Here is a 22,485-nt window from a genome sequence, read left to right on the forward strand (position 1 = left end):
CGCCGGGACGTGCGCGGGACGCCGGAGGGTGGAGGAGGCGCGGATGCGGGTGCTCGTCGTCGAGGACGAACGGCGGATGGCCGCCGCGCTGCGGCGCGGCCTGAGCGCGGAGGGGTTCGCGGTCGACCTGGCGCACGACGGCGAGGAGGGGCTGCACCTGGCCGGCACCGGGGACTACGACGTGGTGGTGCTCGACATCATGCTGCCCCGGCTGTCGGGTTACAACGTGTGCAAGCGGCTGCGGGCCCAGGAGAACTGGGTGCCGATCCTGATGCTGTCGGCCAAGGACGGCGAGTACGACCTGGCCGACGGCCTGGACCTCGGCGCGGACGACTATCTCACCAAGCCGTTCTCCTACGTGGTGCTGGTGGCCCGGCTGCGGGCGCTGATCCGGCGCGGCGGCCGGCGCCGGCCGGCGGTGCTGCGGTCGGGGGACCTGACGCTGGACCCGGCGGCCCGCCTGGTCACCCGCGGTGACACCGCCGTCGAGCTGACCCCGCGCGAGTTCGGGCTGCTGGAGTTCCTGATGCGCCGGCCCGGCGAGGTGGTGTCCAAGGCGGAGATCCTGGAGCACGTGTGGGACACCTACGACACCGACCCCAATGTGGTGGAGGTCTACGTGGGGTACCTGCGCCGGAAGATCGACGCCCCGTTCGGCCGGGCGTCGCTGCAGACGGTGCGCGGGGCCGGGTACCGGCTGACCGGCGATGGCGGCTGACCCGCTGGCCTGGTGGCGCCGGCAGAGCCTGCGCTTCCGGCTCACCGCGACCGCCTCGGCCGCGCTGGCCGCGGCGCTCGCCGCCGCCGCCTGGCTGCTGGTTCACGTGCTCGGCAGCGCGCTGATCGACTCGGTGGACGAGGTGGCCTACCAGCGGGCCAGGGACGTGGTGGCGCTGGCCGCCGACGGCCGGCTCGCCGACCCGGTCGCGGTGCCCGACGGCACGATGATCCAGGTGCTGGACGCGCGGGGCCGGATCACCAACGTCACGCCGGGCACCGACCGCCTGGTGCCGCTGGCCGATCGCTCCTGGCCGCCGGACGGCCGCGGCCGGTTCCTGCACGGCGAGCCGTACGGCCTGCCGGGCCCGCTGCGGGTGGTCGTGCTGCGCGCCGACCAGGGGCGGACGGTCATCGCGGCCCGGTCGTTCAAGGAGGTCGCCGACAGCCTGGCCACCACGGTGCGCATGCTGGCGGTGGGGACGCCGCTGCTGCTGGTGCTGCTCGGCGGGGCGAGCTGGGTGGTCGTCGGCCGGACGCTGCGGCCGATCACCGAGCTGCGGCGCGGCGCCGCCGAGATCAGCGGGACGGCGCGGGCCCGGCGGCTGCCGGTGCCGGAGGCGCGCGACGAGGTGCACGCGCTGGCGACCACGCTCAACGACATGCTGACCCGGCTGGAGGCGGCCGAGGCCTCGCAGCGCGCGCTGGTCGCGGACGCCGCGCACGAGCTGCGCAGCCCGCTGGCGAGCATCCGCCTGCAGCTGGAGGTGGCCCTCGGCCACCCGGACGGGCAGGACTGGCGGGAGACGGCCGAGGGGGTGCTGGAGGACGCCATGCGGCTCAGCCGGCTGGCCGAGGGCCTGCTGACCCTGGCCCGCCTGGACGAGCGGCGCCGGCCGGCCCGGTGGGAGCCGGTGGACCTCGGCGCGCTGGCCGCCGCGGCGGCCGACCGCTACCCCGGCGTGGTCGTGCGGGTGGCGGCCGCCGGCCCGGCCGTGGTGGGCGGCGACGCGCTGGAGCTGCGGCAGGTCCTGGTGAACCTGCTGGACAACGCGGTGCGGCACGCCCGCTCCACGGTCGTGGTCGAGGTGGGCGCCACCGGCGGGCTGGCGGCGGTCACGGTGACCGACGACGGGCCGGGCATCCCGGAGGCCGACCGCGAGCGGGTGTTCCACCGCTTCACCCGGCTGGACAGCGCGCGCAGCCGCGACGACGGCGGCGCCGGGCTGGGCCTGGCCATCGTCCGGGAGACGGTGCGCGCCCACGGCGGCACGGTGGAGCTGGCCGGTGCCGCGCCGGGGCTGCGGGCGACCGTCCACCTGCCGCTGGCGGCGCGGGCGTGGTAGCGTCCTCGCCCGCCCCGGTACGGCCACGCCGTACGCCCCCCGGCAGGAAGAGGACCAGGTGCTCGCGGACCACGGCCGCCCCGTCGACGAACTGCTCGCCGAGCTCGACCGGCTCCGACGCGGCGACCTGGCGGTGCGCGGCGGCACGGTGACCGCCTACGTGTACGACACCGGCCGCCCGGAGGTGCACGAGGCGGCGGCCCGCGCCTACCTGGCGATGCTGGAGGTGAACACCCTCGACCCGACGGCGTTCCCCAGCGTCGTGGCGATGGAGAAGCAGGTCGTGGGCGCGGTGGCCGGGCTGCTCGGCGGCGGCCCGGACACGCCGGGCATCTTCACCGCCGGCGGCACCGAGTCGATCATGCTGGCGGTGAAGGCGGCCCGGGACGCGCGCCCGGTCGGCGGCCGCCCGCGGATGGCGGTGCCGGTGACGGCCCACCCGGCGTTCCACAAGGCGGCGCACTACCTGGGCCTGGCGGTGGACCCGGTGGCGGTGGACCCGGTCACCTTCCGCGCCGACCCCGCGGCCGCGGCGGCGGCGGTCACCCCCGACACCGTGCTGGTCGTCGTGTCCGCCCCGTCCTATCCGCAGGGCGTGGTGGACCCGGTGCCGCAGATCGCGGCGATGGCGGCCGGGCGCGGCGTCCCGTGCCACGTCGACGCCTGCGTCGGCGGCTGGCTGCTGCCGTGGCTGGCCGAGGCGGGCGCGGCGGTGCCGCCGTTCGACCTGTCGGTGCCCGGCGTGACGTCCATCTCGTGCGACCTGCACAAGTTCGGCTACGCGCCCAAGGGCGCCTCGGTGGTGCTGTTCGCCGACCCGGCGATGCGCCGGGCCGCCTACTTCGCCTCGGCGGCCTGGCCGGGATACACGGTGATCAACGCCACCGTGCAGAGCTCGAAGTCGGCCGGGCCGCTCGGCGGCGCGTGGGCGACGCTCGGCGCGCTCGGCCGGGACGGCTACCGGGAACTGGCCCGTGACACGCTCGCCGCGACCCGGCGGCTGGTCGACGGCATCGGGCGGATCCCCGGGCTGCGCGTGCTGGGCGAGCCGGACGCCTCGCTGGTGGCCTTCGCCGGGGATGGCGGGCTGGACGTGTTCGTGCTGGCCGACGAGGCCAGGCGGCGCGGCTGGTTCCTGCAGCCGCAGCTGTCGTACGCGGGCATCCCGGCGAACCTGCACGTGACGGTGACCGGGGTGACGCTGGCCGGGGTCGAGGAGATGCTGGCCGCGATCGCCGCCGCCGCCGCGGCGGCCCGGGAGCGGGGGCCGGCGCCGGTGCCGGACGGGCTGGCCGAGGCGCTGGCCACGATGGACCTGTCGGCCGTGGACGACGCGACGTTCGCCGCGCTCGCCGCGTCGGTGGGCGTCGATCTGGGCGGCGGCGGGCAGCCGGAGATGGCGGTGGTCAACGCGGTGCTCGACGCGCTGCCGGCGGTGACCCGCGAGGCGATCCTGGTCCGGTTCCTGTCGGTGCTGTACGGCTGACCGGGCACCCTGCCATGGCGGCGCGCCGGGGAGGGCACGTCTCGCCTGCCCGGGGCCACCAGGCCGTTCACCGGTTGGGAACGCTCCAAAACGGCTCAGATCGCCGCCGTGCCCTCGGCGACGGCCAGGAAGTCCTGCGCGATCGCCGGCAGCCGGCGGCGGGTGTGCACCAGCGCGATGACCCGCCGCACCGGCGGATTCAGCGAGCGCACCACCAGCCCGGCCCGGGCCGCCTGCTCGGAGGTGCCGCGGTAGGCCAGCAGGGACGCCGAGGCCGAGCGCACCGCCGGCAGCCAGCCGCCGCGCTCGTCGGTCTCGGCCGCGACGACCGGGCGCACGCCGTAGGTGGCGAACAGCTGGTCGAATTCCTTGCGCCGGGCGCTGCCCGCCGGGGGGAGCACCAGCCGCATGCCGGTGAGCCGGATCATCGGCACCGATTCGGGCAGGTCCAGGCCGGGCGGGGAGACCAGCACGATCTCCTGGCGGTCCAGCGGGTGGCTGACCAGGTCGGCCGGGACCGGCAGGTCGGTGAGCCCGAGGTCGGCGCGCTGCTCCCGGATGGCGTTCACCACGCCGTCGCGGCCGTCGCACCGGACGACCTGGACGCGCACCCCTGGATGGTCGGAGGTGTAGGCGGGTAACAGCCGGCCGGCCAGCGCGGGCTCCAGGCTCGGCGGCGCGGCGATGCGCAGCTCGACGACGCCCGGCTGGGTGTGGGTGGCCAGCGCCTCGATCTCGTGCACCGCGTCGAGGGCCTCCTTGGCCAGCTTGACCACCCGGCGGCCCTGCGCGGTGACCACGACGCCGCGGCCGGAACGGGCGAACAGCGTCATGCCGAGTTCGCGTTCCAGGTCGCGAATGGCCCGCGAAAGAGCCGGCTGCGCGATGTAAAGCGATTTGGCCGCATCTGTCATGGTGCGATGCTCCGCTGTGGCGACCACATAACGGAGCTGCTGCAGATTCATGCCAAAGAAGCTAGGGCAGAGAGGTGCGGCGATTCCGGAACATCGCAGAGATCACCTCGGATGATTTCAGAATGTAACCATATACAGCGACATCCGTGACTGCTGAGAAATGAGTACAGTTCTGCCCAAAATGGTCCGCTATGTGGATCTTGTTACTGGGGAGGACGGCGCGACCCGCGCGCCGGCTAAGGGGGCGTTCACGGATATGGCCAACGGACAGGGACCGTACCCGCCGCCGGGAGGCGGCGAGCCGTACCCGCCGGGACAGGGGGCGGAGTGGGGCGGGGGCCCCGGACCGCACGACGAGCGGCACGAACCGCATGATCCGGCCACGCAGTACCCGCCGACCGGACCGTACCCGGCCGGCGGCCCGCCGGCCGGCCGGCACTCGACCGCCGGCCAGGCGGCCGGCCAGTACCCGCCGCCGGGGCCGCAGGGCGGACGGTACCTCGCGCCCGGGCCGCGGCACGGGCGGCCCGCGGCGGCCGGTCCGGACGGCGGGCAGTACCCGCCGCCCGGCCCCGGGGAGGGCCGGTACCCGTCGCCCGGACCGCAGCACTCGCAGCACCCGCCCCCCGGGTCGCCGCAGGGCGGGCATCCCTCGCCCGGCGGGCAGTCCGGGCAGTACCCGTTCCCCGGCCCCCAGGACAGCCGGTACGGCACGCCCGGCGGCGCGCAGCCCGGGCAGTACCCCACGCCCGGCCCCGAGGAGGGCCGGTACGGGCAGTACCCGTCTTCCGGGTCGCCCCACGGGCAGTATCCGCCGCCCGGCCCTCCACATCCGGCTCCCGGGCCGCAGGACGGGCGGTACCCGGCCCCGGAGCCCGGCCGGCCGGCCTATCCGCCGCCCGGCGACCCGCACGCCGGCCCGTACCAGGAGCCGCCGGGGCGGCAGTGGAACCCGCCAGCCCAGGCCGCCGCGGCGGGCACGGCGGCACCGCCCGGTCCCGGCGCGCCCGCCGGGTACGGCGCCGGATACGGCGCGCCCGCCGGGCACCCCGGCCCGGTTCCGCACCCCGGCCAGCTGCCACCGCCGCCCGGCCCCGGCCTGCCGCCGGGAGCGCCGTACGGGCCGCCCGGCGGCCAGGGACCCGGAGCGCCGCAGCCGCCGCCCGCGGGCCATGGGCCCGCGGCCCCGCAGATGCCGCCCGGCGCCCAGGGACCGGCCCCGCGCGGCTGGAACGCCCAGCCGGGCGGCCCGCCCTATCCGCCGCCCGGTCACCTGGCGCCGGGCTGGACGCCGCCGCGGCGCAAGAGCACCGCCGGCGCGGTGATCGGCGCGGTCGTCGGGGTGATCGCCGCGACGTTCGTGGTGATGGTGGTCGGCGCCGCGCTGCTGGACAAGGCCGGCGGCACCGACACGACCTCGCCGGTGGCGGTGCCCACCTACGCGCCGCCCACCTACGACCCCTACACCCCGCGCCCGGATCCGTCGACGACCACCCTGCCGACCGGGGAGGCGTCGCCGGCCGCGAGCACGGCGGCCGAGCCGGACGGCACGAGTTCCTCGGAGACCACGCGGAGCCGGCCGACGCTGAACACCTCGCTGAAGGGCAACACCGTCTACCGGGTGGGCACCCTGCCTCAGCTGGCCTGCCGGGGCGGCTCGGTCAACGTCTACAGCGACGCGCAGCTCAAGGCGCTGATCCTGCGGACCGGGAAGTGCATGAGCCGCACCTGGGCGCCGGCGCTGCGGCGCGTGGGCATCGATTTCTCGCCCCCCGGGTACGCGATCACCGCGCGCGGCGGGCGGGGCGCGTGCGGCGACTTCCCGCAGCGGGGCAGCATCGTGCCCTACTACTGCCCGCGCAACTACACGATCTACGCCGCCACCTCGGCCCTCTCCCGGGGCCGGGGCAATTCGCCGGGATACGCGTCGCTGGTCAGCTGGCACGGCGCGTTCACCGGCATGATGGCGCACGAGTACGGCCACCACGTCCAGCAGCTGTCGGGGCTGGCCAACTCCTGGTGGAGCCGGACGCTGGACTCGCGGACCTCCAGCGGCCGGCTGGCGCTCAGCCGCCGGTACGAGCTGCAGGCCAACTGCTTCAGCGGCATGTGGATGCGGTCGGTGGCGGGCAGCTACCCGATCCCGGCGGCCCGGCGCCAGTCGCTGTACTACTTCTTCGGCAACGTCGGCGACTGGCCGGGCCGGCCGCGCGACCACGGCTCGCCGGCCAACAGCGGGCGCTGGTTCCGGCAGGGATACGAGCGCAACAAGGCCTACCAGTGCAACACCTGGCTGGCGCCCTCCTCCACCACGTCCTGACGCCCCGGGGCGGGGGCCGGCCGGTCCGGCCTCCGCTCCGCGGGCACGGCCGCGGTCCGCGGCGTAGCAGGAATTCACTACGATGTCACCAACCGATTCGGCATTTTTGTCTTTGAACTAGCGATGTCGGTGTATGGGGTTAGAATCCTGGAATCCGGGTAGCCCCGGGGGCCGCTTCCTGGCGTTTCTCCAGGTCGGTGGCGGGACTCCGACAGTCGTGAGGGGAAGCTTGTGACCACGCCTCTTGGCGGCACCCCGGGGGAGGCCGCCGGAGACGGCCCGGACGAAACCGGGACCGAAGGCCGCGCTCCGCGGCCGCCCAGATTCGCCAGGTCCCTGACCACCGGCGCGGTGATCGGCTGGACGAGCCTGTCCGCGCTGGTGCCCGGGGCGGCCCACCTGCGGGCCGGCCGGCGCACCGCGGGTTTCTCGCTGCTGGGCGCCTTCGGCGGCCTGCTGGCGATCGCGCTGATCATGGCCCTGGTCTTCCGGTCCAACCTGGGGCTGGTGGTCAGCGACACCACGCTCGTCACGTTGATCGTCGTGGCGGCCGTCGGCGCGCTCGCCTGGTTCGCGCTCGTCATCACCTCCTACATCGCCCTCGGCCCGGACCGGCTGCCGCAGGGCGGCCAGGTGCTGTCCGGCATCGTGGTGGGCGTGCTGTGCGTGGCGGTGATGGCGCCGTTCGCCGTGACCGCGGGCAGCATGATGACCGTCCGGGCGACCGCGAACGCGGTCTTCCCCTCCGACCCGGGCGGCCCGACCGCCGCGCCGGTCAAGCAGGAGGACCCCTGGAACGGCCGTACCCGGGTCAACTTCCTGCTGGTCGGCGGGGACGCGGCCGGCAACCGCACCGGCGTGCGCACCGACAGCATGACGGTGGCCAGCGTGGACGTGCGCTCCGGCAACGCCGTCATGCTCAGCCTCCCGCGCAACCTGCAGTTCGTCCGCTTCCCCAAGGGCGACCCGCTGGCCGCGCGGTTCCCGAACGGGTTCACCGGCGACTCCGGGCAGGGCCTGCTCAACGAGGTGTGGCAGTACGCCGAGGACCACCTCGGCAAGGGCAAGGGCCCGGTCGAGCTCAAGCGCGCCATCGGCCACACGCTCGGCCTGAAGATCGACTACTACGCGATCGTCGACATGTACGGCTTCGCCGCGCTGATCGACGCGGTCGGCGGCCTGAAGATCCGGGTCGAGCAGGACGTCCCGTGGGGCGGGCACTTCGGCACCGCCGGCACCATCAAGGCCGGCTACCAGCGCCTGGACGGCGAGCACGTGCTCTGGTACGGCCGCTCTCGGGTGAACAGCGATGACTTCACCCGGATGGGCCGGCAGCGCTGCATCATGGGCGCGCTGCTCAACCAGGCGACGCCGCAGGTCGTGCTGGCCAACTTCGGCAAGATCGCCACCGCCACCCGGCACATGTTCCGCACCGACATCCCGCGCGACCTGCTGGAGCACCTGGTGCCGCTGGCGCTGAAGGTGAAGGACGGCAAGACCACCACCCTGCAGTTCGTGCCGCCGACCATCTGGCCGGGCGCCGCCGACTGGGCGAAGATCCGCCGGATGAGCGCGCAGGCGATCCGGCAGTCCGAACGCTCCGGCAACACGCTGGCCGCCGGGGTGACCGCGACCCCGGGCGCCGGCGCGTCCGGCGCCGGCGCCGGCACGCCGGGCGCCTCCTCGCCCACCCCGTCGCGCACGCCGCGCGCGGACGGCACGCCGACCCCGAACCAGGGCAAGGACAAGGGCGGCGCCAAGACGCTCGCCCAGGCCTGCGGCTTCTGATCTTCGCGCCCGCCGCCCCGGGCCGGGGCGGCGGGCGCCCGGCTCAGGCGGCCCGCGCGGCCCGCGGCAGCAGGGCGAACGCGCCGAGGTAGATCAGCCCGGCCACCGCCAGCAGCCCCTGGTAGCCGATGACCAGGGCGAGATACTCCAGGCAGCCGCCCACGATGGCGCCGAGCAGGTTGGCCCCGAACGACACCGTCGGGTCGGCCGTCTCGGCGAAGCGCTTGGCGAACACCACGTTGGCCGCGAAGATCGGCAGGAACGCCACCGCGACCGCGAGCACCGCCCGTGCCGGCACCGGCAGCCCGAGCAGCCAGGAGTTCGGCACCACGGCGGCCAGCACCAGCCCGCCGAACAGCACCGCGTACATGACCGGCAGCGGCGGCGTGCGGAACCGCCGGGTCACCTCCACCGCGGCCAGCACCGCCACCAGCACCCCGGCGAACACGATCGCGTTCACCACCCAGGTGGTGCCGAACAGCAGCGCGAACCCGGTGACGCTCTTGGTCTCCAGCAGCAGGAACGACACCCCGAGCAGGCACAGGTCGGCATACGGGCGCATCCGGCGGAACGGACCGGCCACCACCCGGACGGCGAGCACGCTGACCAGCAGGATCAACCCGAGCGCGATCAGGTAGATGGACGGGATGTCGCGCCCGTGCAGGTACAGGAACGGCCGGTCGTCGGTGGCCGGCGCCGGCGTGCCGGCCCGCGGGCCGGGCCACTCGGCGCCGCAGCGCTGCGCGTCGGTGGTGAGCCCGGCGGTGATGACCGCCTGCTGCCCGGCGCCGACCTGGTCGACGCACGGCTTGTGGCCGAAGGCGGCCTGCGCGGTGGCGGCCAGCCGGTCGACCAGCCACTGCTCGCGGTAGTAGTTGTACATCGAGAACGCGCCACCGGGTTTGAGGTGCGCGCGGGCGGCGCGCAGCGCGTCCTCGGTGAACAGATAGCTCTCCAGGCGCAGCGAGCTGGCGCCGGACACCAGGGTGAGCGAGTCGGGCAGCGCGAACAGGATCAAGTCGTACTTCTTGCCGGTGGCCTCCAGGAAGGCGCGGCCGTCGGTGATGTGCGTGGTGACGCGCGGGTCGTCGTAGGGCCGGTCGGGGTGGAAGGCGCCGCCCAGCTCGCGCAGCCGCGGGTCGATCTCGGCGGCGTCCACGTGCTTGGCGCCCTTGGCCAGCGCGATGGCGACGTCGGTGCCGCTGCCCGCGCCGACGATCAGCACGTCGTCCAGCCGGCCGGCGGCCGCCGAGCGCTCATACGGCAGGGCGTACTGGCGCTCGTACTTCAGCCGGTAGTCCGCCGGGGTGGCCTGCTGGTGCGGGATGCCGTTCACCGAGATGTTCAGCAGCGGGGTGCCGTACCACGAGGCGTGCTCGTACTTCACCTTGTAGTAGGGCGACCACAGGGTGCCGGGGGTGAGCGTCTCCATGGCCAGCGCGCCCACCACGACCAGCGAGGGCACCGTGACGAAGGCCAGGTACCGCACCGTCGAGCGGGGCTGCAGCAGCGCGCCGTAGGCGCACGCGGTGACCAGGCCCCAGGCCACCGGCGGCGCGCCGGCGTAGGACATCAGGGAGAACGCCGCGATGCCGGTGAGGCTGCCGATCAGGTCGTACCGGTAGGCCTCCAGCCGGGGCAGCTCGGGGAAGCAGCCGCCGACCAGCTCGGCCGGGCCCATCAGCACCAGCGCGGCGGCGGCGAAGACCACCGGCAGGATCGCCCAGGCGGGCGGCCCGCTGGTGGACAGGCTGGTGAAGTACAGGATGCCCTCGGTCTCGCGGTTCACCGTGACCGGGAAGAACATGACGACCAGCACCAGGATCGCCAGCACCACCGGCGAGTAGAACGGCTGCCGGGTGGCCCGGCCGACCCGCAGGAATCCCAGGCCGATGCCGAGAAATGAACCCAGCAGCACGAAGTTGGTGAAATAGCTCAGGTGGACGATGTTGGAGCCGGTCCATCTGATCAGCGCCAGCTCCAGGAAGAGCATGAACGCGCTGGCGACCACCAGCCGCGGGCGGACCGGCAGCCAATGCTCGCCGGCGGGAGGGGCGGGGGGGCGCGATGTGGTGTCCACCTTGGCGATCACGGGTCTCAAGGTAGCCAAGCCCGGCCCGGCACGGAAGCTCCATGGCGGGACGCGTTCGGTCGTGCCTGGCCGTGGCGGGCGATGACGGAAAATTTCCCTGAATTATTCATCCGGTTTGTCGGTGCAATGCCGGATAAGCGGTTGTTTCTGCTGGTAGACGGGGTCACCGGAAATACAGGAATGTGGTGCCGTTCGCTCCTCGCGCTCCCAAGGTGGTGTTTCCTCATGCGGGTCCTCATCCAGCTCCGGCCCTCCCCCGACGTCATCGCGGCGGTCGCCGCCCCCGACGTGGCCACGACGACCGCGGACGTCACCGGCGGGCTGCCCGGGGTGGCCCTCGACCACTCCTACGTCCCGGTGGCGCTCCCCCGGCCGCGGCCCGCCGCCGGCGGCGACCCGCTGTCGATGCACCAGCCGCTGGACTTCTCGCTGGCCCCCGAGGACGCCTCGGTGCTGGTCCGCGGCGAGATATCCGACGACGAGGGGGCCGCCCGGGCGGCGCTGCTGCCCGCGCAGAGCGACGTGGTGGCGGTGTACGCCGACCCGGTGATCGAGACCTCGCTGACCTGCGGCGGCAGCCCGCCGGTCGGCACCTGGGAGGACGTCGCCCGGCTGCTGGCCGTCCCGGCGCTGGCCGCCGAGGGGTACGACGGCGCCGGCGTGCCGCTGGCCATCTGCGACACCGGCATCAACGCCGCGCACGTCGGGCAGCGGCTGGGCCGCTCGTGCACCGTGGACGGCGAGCGCAGCTGGAACCCCGGCGGCGTGTCCGGCGAGCCGGGCCGCTTCGCGGTGGACCACGGCACCATGTGCGCCTTCGACGCGCTGATCGCCGCGCCGGCCGCCACCCTGATCGACATCCCGGTGCTGCTGTCGCGCCGGCAGGGCGGCTCGGCGATGGACGGCCTGCTGTCGGACGCGGTGGCCGCCTTCGCCCACCTGCGCACCGTGCTGGACGCCCAGCCGGCCGGCAGCCGATCGCTGGTGGTCAGCAACAGCTGGGGCTCGTTCTCCCCGCTGTGGGACCTGGCGCCCGGCCAGCCGGGCAACTACTCCGACAACGCCGCGCACCCGTTCAACATCATCGTGGGCAGCCTGGAGCAGGCCGGCGCGGACATCCTGTTCGCCGCGGGCAACTGCGGCAGCGAGTGCAAGGACCGCCGGTGCGCGTTCCCGGCCCGGCCGATCGTCGGCGCCAACTCCCACCCCCAGGTGCTGTCGGTCGCCGGAGTGGACACCAACGGCGAGCGGGTCGGCTACTCCTCGCAGGGCCCCGGGCGGCTCAGCGACCGCAAGCCGGACATCGCCGCCTACACGCACTTCGCCGGGTCCCGCGCGTTCGGCGACACCGAGCCCGACTCGGGCACCTCGGCCGCCTGCCCGGTGGCCGCCGGGCTGGTCGCCGCGATCCGCACCCGCTGGCCGGCCTCCCGGCTGAGCCCGTCCCAGCTGCGCACCCTGCTGCACCGCACCGCCGACGACCGCAGCACCGTGGGCTTCGACTACGACTACGGATACGGCATCGCCGACCCGGCCGCGCTGATCGAGGCGCTGCGGAAGGTGAGCGGCAGCCGGGAATGAGCCGGGCGGGGCTTCGGGGGACGGGGGCGGGCGCGTAGCGTGGTGGGCATGGTCCTGGTCACGGTAGAGCTGCCGCCCGGCGCGACCCTGGAACAGGCGGCGCACGCGCTCGGCCTGGCCGAGGACGAGGTGGACACCGGCTACGGCCTGGTGCCGCTCGACCCGGCCCGCGGCCTGTACGCCCTGCGCGTCACCGAGGAGGCCGGCCGCCGGGTCCCCCCGGCCGCCGGCCCGTACGCCGACCCCACCATCGAGCCCTACGGCCCGCCGAGCTGACCCGCCGGGTGAACCGTTCCGCCGGGACCGGCACCGCGTTCGCCACCAAGGCCCGCCGCCGGGGCACCTTGCTCGCGTCTCGCGCGTTCCATCCGCTCGGCCAGGGCCGTCCCCCGGTGGGACCGGATCATGCGCGGGACGCCCGGCCGCCTGCTCGGGGATGCCGCCCGGTCATCTGGATCGGCCGGGTGCCGCGGGCGGCTCGAGCGGGCCGGGCGGGTGGACGGTGGCGGGGAGGGCGATGGTGAAGGCGGCGCCGTCGCCGGGGGCGGTGCGCAGGTCGAGGCGGCCGCCGTGCGCGGCCACCAGCGACCGGGCGATGGCCAGACCGAGGCCCGCCCCGCCGCCGTGCGACCGGCTGCGCGAGTCGTCGGCGCGGTAGAACCGGTCGAACACCCGGGCCGCGTGCTCCGCCGGCAGGCCCGGCCCGCGGTCGGCGATGACCAGCACCGCCTCGCCGCCGGCCGTACCGACCCCGATCCGGACCGACGAGCCGGCCGGGGTGTGCGCCACCACGTTGCCCACCAGGTTGGTCACCACCTGGCGCAGCCGCGCCTCGTCGCCGAGCACCGGGGCCGAGCCGGGCGGGCCGCCGTCCGGGCCGGTCAGCTCGACGTCGCGGTCCGGGGCCAGCGCCCGCAGGTCCAGCCGGGCGTCGGCGGCCAGGGTGCGCAGGTCCATCGGCGCCGGTTCCAGCGCCAGCGCGGCGCCGCCCTCGTCCAGCCGGGCCAGCAGCAGCAGGTCCTCCACCAGCCGGGCCAGCCGGCCGGCCTCGCTCTCGATCCGGGCCATCGCGGCGGGCACGTCGGTCAGCCCGCCCATCCGGTACAGCTCGGAGAAGCCCTTGATCCCGAACAGCGGGGTGCGCAGCTCGTGGCCGACGTCGGCCACCAGGGCGCGCAGCCGGGCCTCGGACTCGGCCCGCGCGGCGAAGGCCCGCTCGACCTGGCCGAGCATCCCGTTCAGCGACGCCGCCAGCCGCCCCACCTCGGTACCCGGGCCGGCGGCGTCCGGCACCCGGCGGGTCAGGTCGCCGGCGGCGATGGCCGCCGCGGTGTCCTCGATCCGGCGCAGCGGCCGCAGCCCGGCGCCGATGGCGAACCAGCCGGCGAGGCTGAGCAGCGCCAGCAGCCCGGCGCCGGTCGCGGCGTGCGCGGCCCGCAGCCGGCCCACCGTCGCGGCGACCGCGTCCAGCGAGGCGGCCACCACGACCGCGCCCTCCCCACCGCCGGCTCCCGCGATCTCCTCGCCCTGAGCACTCCCCGCGCCACCTTGTTCACCTCGCGCACTGCTCCCGGCGCCGTGAACACCGCTCCCGCCCGCCGCGCCTGCACCACTCCCCGTGCCTTGAGCACCGTCAGCGCCTTGTCCCGTGCCTCCGGTGCTCCCCGCGCCGCTGCCCGGACCGATGCGCAGCGGTGAGCGGGCCCGAGGAAGGACCAGCACCCGCCAGCGCCCGCCACCGGCCCGCCCCGCGGTCTCGAAGGGCGTACCGGCCAGCGCGCTCACGCCCGGTCCGTCCAGCGGCGGCAGTACCGGGCCGCCCGCCGCCGGGCCGCCGGGCGGCACGACCGGGATCCGCGCCTCCCGCCGGACCGTGCCGTCCGGCGCCAGGTGGGCGAGGTACACGTCGGACACCACGTCCAGGTCGCCGGCCAGCGCCCGCGCGGCCGGCACCCCGGCACCGGTCCACTCGGGTGGGAGAACCGCGGCCAGCCCGCCGAGCGCCCGCAGTTGCCGGTCGACCCGGTCGACCAGCCCGGCGCGCAGCAGCCCGACCACGATGGACCCGCTCAGCACCAGCCCGGCCGCCAGCAGCGCGCTGACGATCAGCAGCAGCCGCGCCCGCAACGACAGCCGCCGGCGGGTCACCGGGGCCGGCGCAGGACGTAGCCGACGCCGTGCACGGTGTGGACCAGCCGCGGGCCGGCCGCCTCCAGCTTGCGTCGCAGGTAGCTGACGTAGGTGTCCACGATGCTGGAGTCCCCCGCGAAGTCGTACTGCCACACCTGCTCCAAGATCTGCGCCTTGGACACCACCCGGCCGGCGTTGAGCGCCAGGTAGTGCAGCAGGCGGAACTCGGTGGGCGACAGCCGCACCTCCCGTCCCGCCCGGGTGACCTGGTGCCCCTCGGCGTCCACCACGAGGTCCCCCACGACCAGGGCGTCCATCCCGCCGGCCCCGGTACGCCGCAGCACGGCCCGGATGCGGGCGATCAGCTCGGCCAGGTCGAACGGCTTGGTCACGTAGTCGTCCCCGCCCAAGGTCAGCCCGGTGACCTTGTCCTGCGGCGAGTCACGCGCGGTGAGGAACAGCACCGGCACCGGCGGCCGGGTGAGCGCGCGCAGCGACCGGACCACCTCGAAGCCGTCCAGGTCGGGCAGCATGACGTCCAGCAGCACCAGGTCCGGCGGCTGCTCGCGGGCCGCCCGCAGCGCCTCGCCACCGGTGGCCGCGGCGGTCACCTCGAACCCGGCGAAGCGCAGCGTGGCGGCCAGCAGCTCGCGCACGGTGGGCTCGTCGTCCACCACCAGCAGCCGCTCACCCGTCCCGGCCGCCCCCGGCCCTCCCGCGTCCGACGCCATCACCCCTCCGCTCTCCACGGCCACCGGCCGATGCCGGCCGCGTTCGCGGGATCGCCCGCCACCCGCCCGCCACCCGCCGCCGTCACCATTCCGGTCGCGCCGGGTCCGAGGCGGTCAGGGCCCGGGACCGGCCCTGACCGGGCGCGCCTTCGACCGGACGGCACGGACCAGCCGGTAGGCGGCGACGCCGAGCAGCCCGCCGATCGCACCGGCCACCAGGCCGGCGGGCGCGGCGAGCAGCAGGTCGCCCCGGACGGCCGGCGACATCAGCTGCATCGTACGGCCGAGCAGGGTCAGGCCGAGATCCACCGACCCGCCCGCCAGGGCGGTCAGCGGCGGCGCAAGTACCGCCCAGCCGGCCGCGGACGCGCCCGCCGTCCATGCCGCGCGGCCCGGGGACGGCGTCCGATGGGCGATCAGCGTCCCGCCGGCCACCAGGGCCGCCAGCGCCACCGCGACCGCCGGCCAGTGCGGGCCGCTCCAGGCGGCGGCCGTCTGTTGCGCCGCGATACCGGCACCGGGCGGCCCGGCGGGCCATGGCCATCCCGGCGACGGGCCCGCCAGGCCGGCGGCACCGGCGGCGGGCGGGCCCGTCCAGGGCACGCCCAACCCGGCCGAAAGCACGACGAATCCCGCGTTGGGAGCAAGGAGCAGCACCGCACCGGAGAGGCCTGGCCCACCGGCCGCCATCGCTACGCCCAGTCCCACGACCGTGACGATCGGCGCCGCCACCGCCACCAGCCGGGCCGGCACCGCCGCCGCCCGCCAGATGCGGGCGGCCTCCGGCCACCAGGCCGGCGCCGTCCCCGGCCAGGCCCCGGCCCGGACGGCCGCGCCAAGGCACGACATCACGACGGCCGCCGGGGCGAGGATCGGCCCGAGGCCGGGCGAGGCCCGAAACTCCAGCCGGAATGGCCGCGCCCCGCCCGCACCGGCCGCCCCGATCGCCGGCGGGCTGCCGAGGACGCCGGCGGTGCGACCGCCGAGGCCGCCGGACGGCAGCAGGCCAGGCAGGTCCACCGACGTGACCACCCCGCGGGCGACCAGCCCGAGTCCGGCCAGCCCGGCCAGCAACCCGGCCGCCGCGGCCAGTCCCTGGGCCAGCCGGATCCGCACCGGCGCGGTGGCCGGCCCGGCCACCGCGCCCCGCCTGCCCGGGTGATGCAACGCGGCGGCGAGCACCAGCAGGCCGGCCAGGGTCACGCCGAGCGGGACCACATCGAGCCGGCCGGTCAGGGCGATCCCCGTCCGCAGCAGGCCCGGCAGGCCGTCTACCGGCCCGCTCGCCACCGGGGTACCGGACAGGGTGAGCGACCCGCCCACCGCCAGGAGCACCGTGGCCGCCGTCCCGCCCACGGTGAGCCCACCGACCGGGGCGCCCACCAGGTGCAGGCCCAGCGCGGCCGTCGCGGTCATGGCGGCGAGCGCGCCCCCGGCGGCGAGCAGGCCCCGGCCGATCCCATCCGGTATCAGGCCCCGCCGGCCGGCCCCGGATGCCGCGTTCACGAGACGTCGCGGCGGCGGAAGACGGCGAAGGCGATGGCCAGTGCGACCACGACGTAACCGCAGAAGACCAGGAGTCCGGGTACCGGCGCGAGCAGCGCCGGATCGTCGGTCACGGCCAGCAGCCGGCCGCCGGCGGTGGTCGGCCAGTACTTCACCACGAACGAGGCCAGCCAGGACGGGAGCACCGGCGCCAGGGACGGGACGAGGATCCCGATCACCGTGACGGCGGTGAGCGCCCCGGCCGTCGTCCGGGCCAGCACCCCGAGCGCCAGGCCGAGCAGGCTCATCATCGCCGTGATCAGCCCCATTCCGGCCAGCGCGCGCAGCACGCCGGGCTGGTCCAGCGCGTACCCCGGCACGTCGCGGGAGGCGAGCACCGCGGCGCCGGCCAGATAGGCCACGGCCGCGGTGGCCCAGCCGGCGAGCAGCGCGAGCGCGGCCGTGACGGCGGCCTTGGCCGCCAGCAGCCGGCCGCGGCGCGGCACCGCCGCCAGGCTGCCGATCATCGTCCGGGTGGCGAACTCGACGGTCGCCGCGCGCAGGCCGAAGTACCCGGCGAACAGCTGCACGAAGATGTTCGCCCGGAAGACCGCGCCGAACGGGTCGAAGGCCGCGCGGTCCGCCGGCGCCGCCTCCAGGTAGCCGCGCACGCCGGCCCCGGCGAACAGCGCCGCGAACACCCCGCCCGCCACCAGGAGGGCGAGCAGCGCGAACCAGGTGGACCGCAGCGTGCGCAGCTTCCACCACTCGGCGCCGAGCACGTCGGCGAACGACGGCTGCAGGTGCCCGCCCGCCGTCCCGCCATCGGTGACCCGCATGGTCAGCGCGGCCGGCAGCCCGGACTCCGGGCCGGCCGCCGTCCCGTGACCCGCAGTCCCATGATCCGCCGTCCCGGCGGGCCGCCGCGTACTCGCCGCCGGGCGGCCTCCGGCGCCGCCGGTCGTGGTGTCGCTGGTTCCGGTCATCGGTTCGGTCCTTCCGTCACGCCGTACTCGACGCTGTCGCGGGTCAGTTCCATGAACGCCTCCTCCAGCGAGGCGCGGCGCGGGGTCAGCTCGTGCAGCACGGCCCCGGCGTCCGCCGCCAGCCGGCCGACCTCGGCGGCGGTAACCCCGATGACGACCATCACCCCTTCGCCGCCCGCGCCGGCCATCTCACCCATGCCGGTCGCGCCGGATACACCGGCCGTCTCGCCCGAGCCGGCCTCGCCGGTGACGGCGTCCAGGCCGGGCCCGCCGGATGGGCGGGCCATGCCGTCCATGCCGGGCAGGCCGGACGCGCCGGTGGCGTCTCGCCCAGCGGTCACCCCGTCCGGGCCGGCCGCGCCGTGCGGGCGGACGGTGGCGCCGGCCGCGGTGAGGGCGCGGGCGAGCCGGGCGGCGTCCGGGGTGCGGACCAGCACCTCGCGCGGCGCGGCGAAGCCGTCCACCGGGCCCTCGGCGATCAGCCGGCCCCGGCCCACCACGACGAGGTGGTCGGCGGTGAGCGCCATCTCGGCCATCAGGTGGCTGGAGACCAGCACCGTGCGGCCCTCGGCCGAAAGGCCGCGCAGCAGGGTGCGGATCCACACGATGCCCTCGGGGTCCAGGCCGTTCACCGGCTCGTCCAGGATGAGCACCGCCGGGTCGCCGAGCAGCGCGGCGGCGATGCCGAGCCGCTGCCGCATGCCGAGGGAGAATCCCCCGGCCCGACGGCCGGCCACCGCCGCCAGCCCCACCTGGTCCAGCACCTCCACCACCCGGCGGGCCGGGATGCCGTTGCTGCGGGCCAGGCAGCGCAGGTGGTCGCGCGCCGTGCGCCGGGGGTGCACCGCCCCGGCGTCCAGCAGCGCGCCGGTCGCGCGCATCGGCGCGGGCAGCCTCGGGTAGGGCACGCCGAGCACGGTCGCCTCGCCGGCGTCCGGGCGGTCCAGCCCGAGGATGGCGCGCATCGCGGTCGTCTTGCCGGCCCCGTTCGGGCCGAGGAAACCGGTCACCACGCCTGGGTGGACGTCGAAGGTCAGGTCGTCCACCGCCAGGACCGTCCCGTACCGCTTGGTCAGGCCCCGCACCCGGATCACCGGGCCGCTCCGTCACTCGTCTTCGTCATGCCGCCCGAGCGTGGCCTGCCCGGCTGGAGGAATCCGGCGACTTCTGGGAGATCCCTGTGCGTCCCGCCGGACGCCCCGGCGCCGACCAGCCCCGGCACACCCCGGCCGGCGGCCGCGCCCTCGGACGTTCACCGAAGATTCCCGGGGAACGCATCGAAACGGTTGGTAGCGCCTCGATCACCCTCGGTCCGGCACCCCGGCGGTGGATCAGCCCGATTGGGGTCAGTTGCCGATGTCGGCCTGCGGACCGGCGTAGGTCTTCACGATGGACGGGACGCTGGACGCCGGGTCCAAGGTGTAGGAGTAGAAGGAGCCGGGAGTGAAGGCCGAGCCGCCGGTCTCCTTCTGGCCGGTGCAGCTCACGCAGGTGCTGCCGATCAGCTTCAGCTCAGCGGTGTCGTCGCGGTAGTAGGGGTCCTTGACGTTCTCGTAGTAGGTGTTCTCGATCACCATCTTGGTGTGGCCGCGCGAGTAGTTTCCGTAGCCCTTGATGTTCTGCATGTAGTTGTTGTAGAGGTGCGCGTAGGCGACGTTGTCGGTGCTCGGGTTGCGCACGTTGTTGTCGTGGATCCAGTTGTGGTGGATCGTCATCCGCGCGGTGACGTTGTCGGTCCAGCCGATGCCGAACGCCTTGTTCCCTTCGGCGATGACGTTGTAGGACACGGTCAGGTAGGAGGTGTCCTTGCGGCTGTCGATCAGGCCGTCGTTCATCCGCACGATGGTGTTGTGGTCGATCCAGACGTGGTGCGCGGTGTCCATCTGGATGCCGTCGTAGTCGTAGTCCTTGTCGTCGGGATCGTCCTGCGTCATCCGGGTGTCGCGGATGGTCAGGTTGCGGATGATGACGTTGCCGACGTTGTTGAGGTTGAACCCGCCGTTGACGATCTGGCCGTTCCGGCCGACGCCGACGATCGTCTTGTTGGACGCCACCTTGATCTCGGTGCCGTACGGGGTCACGGTGATCGGGGCGTTGACCCTGATGACGTACGGACTGGACGAGCCGGCGTACTTGACCAGGTCGGCGTAGTTGGTGACCGTGACGGTCTGGCCGCCGGCGCCGCCGGTGGTGGTGCTCAGGCCGCTGCCGCTGGTCGAGGCGAACCCGTCGGCCTGGTCCGACCAGCGACCGCCCCCGGTCGGAGTCGGGGTGGGGGTGCGGGTGGGCGTGGGACTGGCGGTAGGGGTCGCGCTCGGCGTGGTGGTGGCGCCGGTGCAGGCGACGCCGTTCAGCGTGAACGCGACGGGCTTGGGGTTGGACCCGGAAAAGGCTCCGGTGAATCCGATGTCGACGCTCCCGCCACTGGGAATGGACCCGTTGTAGTCCACGTTCCGCGCGGTGACGTTCTGCCCGCTCTGCGAGTAGGTCGCCGACCAGCCGCTGACCACCTTCTGGCTCGAACTCGGAAACGCGAAGGCCAGCGTCCACCCGCTGAGCGCGTCCCCCAGGTTCTGGATCCTGACGCTCGCGGTGAAGCCCGAATCCCAGTCATTGGTCGCGTATGTCACCGCGCACCCGGCCGCCGCCCGGGCCTGGGGGGCGGGAACCGCGACGGCGAGACCCGCGGTCAGCAAGGCGATGCCGGTGGCGAGCGCGCGACGCCTGGCCTCCCGGATGCCCGAAGTGCCGCGGCGGCGGCCGGTCATCGCGGTGGACGGACATGAGCGGGCTGACGGTTCCATGAAGGCTCCTTCGGTCACCTGGCGTGCCGGTGCATCATCGGACCTCGCACCCCCGGTGGGAAAGTTCACAATGGCCGCGATCGAATAGCCGCAGGTCACGTCGGTTCACCCGCTGAAACCTTCAGAAAAGTTTTCGACCTCCACTCGACCCTCTCCTGATGGGCATGGGTTTCAGCGACGCCACCCCTTCCGTTCCGCGGTCTAGCTGCGAAAGCCTCGCCACCTGCGCGTAGAACCGTCCGCTCGACGTCCTTGGCCTCTGGGGCCGGAACCGTTTCTGTTAGCGATCACATGAATTTCGGTGATCAGCGGCCGGAAATCGTTTCCCCCCTCTGATGATCGCCGCCCTCGGCTAGGCTTTACGTCATGGAAAACGCGGCCTCCGACCCCGGTGCCGGTACGGCCGAACCAGCCTCACCCCGGCGGCGTGCGGTCACGATCGCGCAGGTGGCGGCGCAGGCCGGGGTGTCGATCACCACCGCGTGGAAGGTCGCCAACGGCCGGCCGGACGTCTCGCACGACACCCGGCGCAAGGTGCAGGCCGCCCTGATCGACCAGGGCTACCGTCCGCCGAGCAAGAGCCCGCGTTTCACCCGGCTGGTCGAGTTCGTCGTTCATGAGATGGAGACCGCCTGGGTGCTCGAGATCATCAAGGGCGTCTACCGGGAGGCGGCCACCCACCGGGCCGCCATGGTGCTCTCCGAGCTGGGCGGCGCGATCACCCCGTCGGACTCCTGGATCACCGACGTGGTGGCCCGGCAGCCGCTGGCGGTCATCTCCGCCTTCGCCGTGCCGACGGAGGACCAGCGCCGCAGCCTCGCCGTCAACGGCGTCCCGCTGGTGGCGATCGAGCCGGCGGCCGAGCTGACCGACCAGACCCCGTGGGTGAGCACCTCGAACTGGAACGGCGGGCTGGCCGCGGCCCGGCACCTGATCGGCCTCGGGCACCGGCGGATCGCCACGATCACCGGCCCGCCGGACATCATGTGCAGCCGCGCCCGGCTGGACGGCTACCGCGCGGCGCTGGACACCGCGAAGGTCCCGGTCGATGCCGAGCTGATCCGGCACGGCGACTTCCTGGTCTCCGGCGGGCTGCGCGAGGGCCGCGCGCTGCTGGCCCTGGCGGACCGCCCCACTGCCATCTTCGCCGCCAACGACCACCAGGCGATGGGCGTCTACCAGGCCGCCCGCGAAATCGGCCTGCGCATCCCCGCCGATCTCAGCGTCGTCGGATTCGACGACCTGCCGATGGCCGGCTGGCTCGGCCCCGCCCTCACCACGGTGCGCCAGCCTCTGCACGACATGGGCGCCGCGGCGCTCGGCACCGCGCTGGAGCTGGCCAAGGGCGACCCGCCGCCGCACAACCAGATCATCTTCCCCAGCGAGCTCGTCGTCCGAGCCAGCACCGCCCCACCCCCCGACCGCGCCGAGCCATAGCCCACCCCCGCCCGATCGACCGAGCGGGTCGGCGGCACTCACGTTCGCCAGGGTCCGTAGCACTGCCCGTACGAGTACCCACAGGTCTGAGTGTCAGCGCGTCTCCACGCCGCGCGCGGCTCCGTCCGGGGCCGAAGCTTCGGGTCCCGGCACCACTTCGGTCCATACCGTGCGGCCGGTGCCGGTCGGATGCCATCCCCAGGCCGAGGACAGCTCGCGTACCAGCCACAGCCCTCGGCCGCCCTCGCTCATCGGGTCCACCGGCGTGGTGATCGAGGGGACGCCGCCGCTCGACCCTTCGTCGGTCACCTCGGCCCGCACGGCCCGCCCGTCGTCATGCACGCGCAGCCACACCACGCCGCCCGGCCGGTGCCCGGAGTCGGAGTGCCGTACCGCGTTCGCCACCAGCTCGCCGACCAGCAGCTCGACGTCCCCGACGTCGCAGCGGCCCGCCGACGCGAGGAACGCCCGCACCCAGGCCCGCGCCACCGGCACCGACCGCAACTCCCCCGCCAACTCCACCTCCCCGCACACCCCGGTGGGCTTCATGTCCACGCCGGACCGGCACCCAACAAGATTCTCGTTCACTATCGCCACCTTTCCGCCCGAACCGCTTTGCCCGCATTACCTGGCAACCGCCATACCGCCCCACCTGTACGGGGTTGGCT

Annotated in this window: 17 protein-coding genes; 8 read left to right on the forward strand and 9 right to left on the reverse strand. The window is 74.7% G+C overall.

Going from position 1 to position 22,485, the window contains the following annotated elements; genetic code table 11:
- Positions 1–43: 43 nt before the first annotated feature.
- Genes Sru01_RS10970 through Sru01_RS10980 form a run of 3 tightly spaced genes read left to right on the forward strand, consistent with a single transcriptional unit; the run spans position 44 to position 3,549 of the window.
- A complete protein-coding gene (locus Sru01_RS10970) occupies positions 44–718 on the forward strand; it encodes a response regulator transcription factor (RefSeq protein ID WP_203983989.1) in 675 nt (224 codons plus the stop codon).
- Positions 708–2,063 carry a sensor histidine kinase gene (locus tag Sru01_RS10975; protein ID WP_203983990.1) on the forward strand — a complete coding sequence of 452 codons (1,356 nt, stop codon included), beginning with the start codon at positions 708–710 and terminating at the stop codon, positions 2,061–2,063. Before Sru01_RS10970 ends, Sru01_RS10975 begins: the two co-directional genes overlap by 11 nt.
- Before the next feature lie 58 nt (positions 2,064–2,121).
- Positions 2,122–3,549 (forward strand): pyridoxal phosphate-dependent decarboxylase family protein, encoded by a 1,428-nt coding sequence (locus tag Sru01_RS10980; RefSeq protein WP_203983991.1) that lies wholly within the window; start codon positions 2,122–2,124, stop codon positions 3,547–3,549.
- 95 nt (positions 3,550–3,644) lie between these two features.
- Here Sru01_RS10980 and Sru01_RS10985 read toward each other — a convergent pair whose 3' ends face one another.
- Entirely contained in the window at positions 3,645–4,514 is an 870-nt protein-coding gene (locus Sru01_RS10985) for a LysR family transcriptional regulator (protein WP_203983992.1), read from the reverse strand.
- 205 nt (positions 4,515–4,719) lie between these two features.
- Between Sru01_RS10985 and Sru01_RS35495 the strand changes: the two genes are divergently transcribed.
- Positions 4,720–6,783 (forward strand): neutral zinc metallopeptidase, encoded by a 2,064-nt coding sequence (locus Sru01_RS35495; protein WP_239137266.1) that lies wholly within the window; start codon positions 4,720–4,722, stop codon positions 6,781–6,783.
- Between the two features lie 231 nt (positions 6,784–7,014).
- Positions 7,015–8,571: an LCP family protein gene (locus Sru01_RS10995; RefSeq protein ID WP_203983994.1), complete on the forward strand. Its 1,557-nt coding sequence runs from the start codon at positions 7,015–7,017 to the stop codon at positions 8,569–8,571.
- Positions 8,572–8,614: 43 nt separating this feature from the next.
- Here the strand turns inward: Sru01_RS10995 and Sru01_RS11000 are convergent, their stop codons facing one another.
- Positions 8,615–10,663, reverse strand: coding sequence for a spermine/spermidine synthase domain-containing protein (locus Sru01_RS11000; protein ID WP_239137268.1), 2,049 nt, complete (start codon positions 10,661–10,663; stop codon positions 8,615–8,617).
- 225 nt (positions 10,664–10,888) lie between these two features.
- On the opposite strand from Sru01_RS11000, the gene Sru01_RS11005 reads away from it, so the two are divergent.
- Positions 10,889–12,244, forward strand: a complete 1,356-nt coding sequence (locus Sru01_RS11005; RefSeq protein WP_203983996.1) for a S8 family peptidase — start codon at positions 10,889–10,891, stop codon at positions 12,242–12,244.
- Positions 12,245–12,292: 48 nt separating this feature from the next.
- Positions 12,293–12,520 (forward strand): hypothetical protein, encoded by a 228-nt coding sequence (locus Sru01_RS11010; protein WP_203983998.1) that lies wholly within the window; start codon positions 12,293–12,295, stop codon positions 12,518–12,520.
- 171 nt (positions 12,521–12,691) lie between these two features.
- Here the strand turns inward: Sru01_RS11010 and Sru01_RS11015 are convergent, their stop codons facing one another.
- From Sru01_RS11015 to Sru01_RS11040, 6 genes are all read right to left on the reverse strand, one after another.
- Positions 12,692–14,392, reverse strand: a complete 1,701-nt coding sequence (locus Sru01_RS11015) for a sensor histidine kinase (protein ID WP_203984000.1) — start codon at positions 14,390–14,392, stop codon at positions 12,692–12,694.
- A complete protein-coding gene (locus tag Sru01_RS11020) occupies positions 14,389–15,105 on the reverse strand; it encodes a response regulator transcription factor (protein ID WP_203984002.1) in 717 nt (238 codons plus the stop codon). The genes Sru01_RS11015 and Sru01_RS11020 overlap by 4 nt, the downstream gene beginning before the upstream one ends.
- Before the next feature lie 114 nt (positions 15,106–15,219).
- Positions 15,220–16,611, reverse strand: coding sequence for a streptophobe family protein (locus Sru01_RS11025; protein WP_275412152.1), 1,392 nt, complete (start codon positions 16,609–16,611; stop codon positions 15,220–15,222).
- The gene (locus Sru01_RS11030; protein ID WP_203984005.1) at positions 16,608–17,576 is read right to left on the reverse strand and encodes an ABC transporter permease; all 969 of its coding nucleotides are present in this window, start codon (positions 17,574–17,576) and stop codon (positions 16,608–16,610) included. Before Sru01_RS11030 ends, Sru01_RS11025 begins: the two co-directional genes overlap by 4 nt.
- Entirely contained in the window at positions 17,573–18,670 is a 1,098-nt protein-coding gene (locus Sru01_RS35500) for an ABC transporter ATP-binding protein (RefSeq protein WP_239137270.1), read from the reverse strand. Before Sru01_RS35500 ends, Sru01_RS11030 begins: the two co-directional genes overlap by 4 nt.
- A 252-nt stretch (positions 18,671–18,922) precedes the next feature.
- Positions 18,923–20,380 (reverse strand): cellulose binding domain-containing protein, encoded by a 1,458-nt coding sequence (locus Sru01_RS11040; protein ID WP_203984006.1) that lies wholly within the window; start codon positions 20,378–20,380, stop codon positions 18,923–18,925.
- A 366-nt stretch (positions 20,381–20,746) separates the two neighbouring features.
- Here Sru01_RS11040 and Sru01_RS11045 point away from each other — a divergent pair, with 366 nt between their 5' ends.
- On the forward strand, positions 20,747–21,817 hold the full coding sequence (locus tag Sru01_RS11045; RefSeq protein WP_203984007.1) for a LacI family DNA-binding transcriptional regulator: 1,071 nt from the start codon (positions 20,747–20,749) through the stop codon (positions 21,815–21,817).
- 93 nt (positions 21,818–21,910) lie between these two features.
- Here the strand turns inward: Sru01_RS11045 and Sru01_RS11050 are convergent, their stop codons facing one another.
- Complete coding sequence (locus tag Sru01_RS11050) at positions 21,911–22,405, reverse strand: ATP-binding protein (protein ID WP_203984008.1); 495 nt, start codon at positions 22,403–22,405, stop codon at positions 21,911–21,913.
- Positions 22,406–22,485 lie beyond the last annotated feature (80 nt).

It is taken from the genome of Sphaerisporangium rufum (assembly GCF_016863395.1).
Lineage (GTDB): Bacteria > Actinomycetota > Actinomycetes > Streptosporangiales > Streptosporangiaceae > Sphaerisporangium > Sphaerisporangium rufum.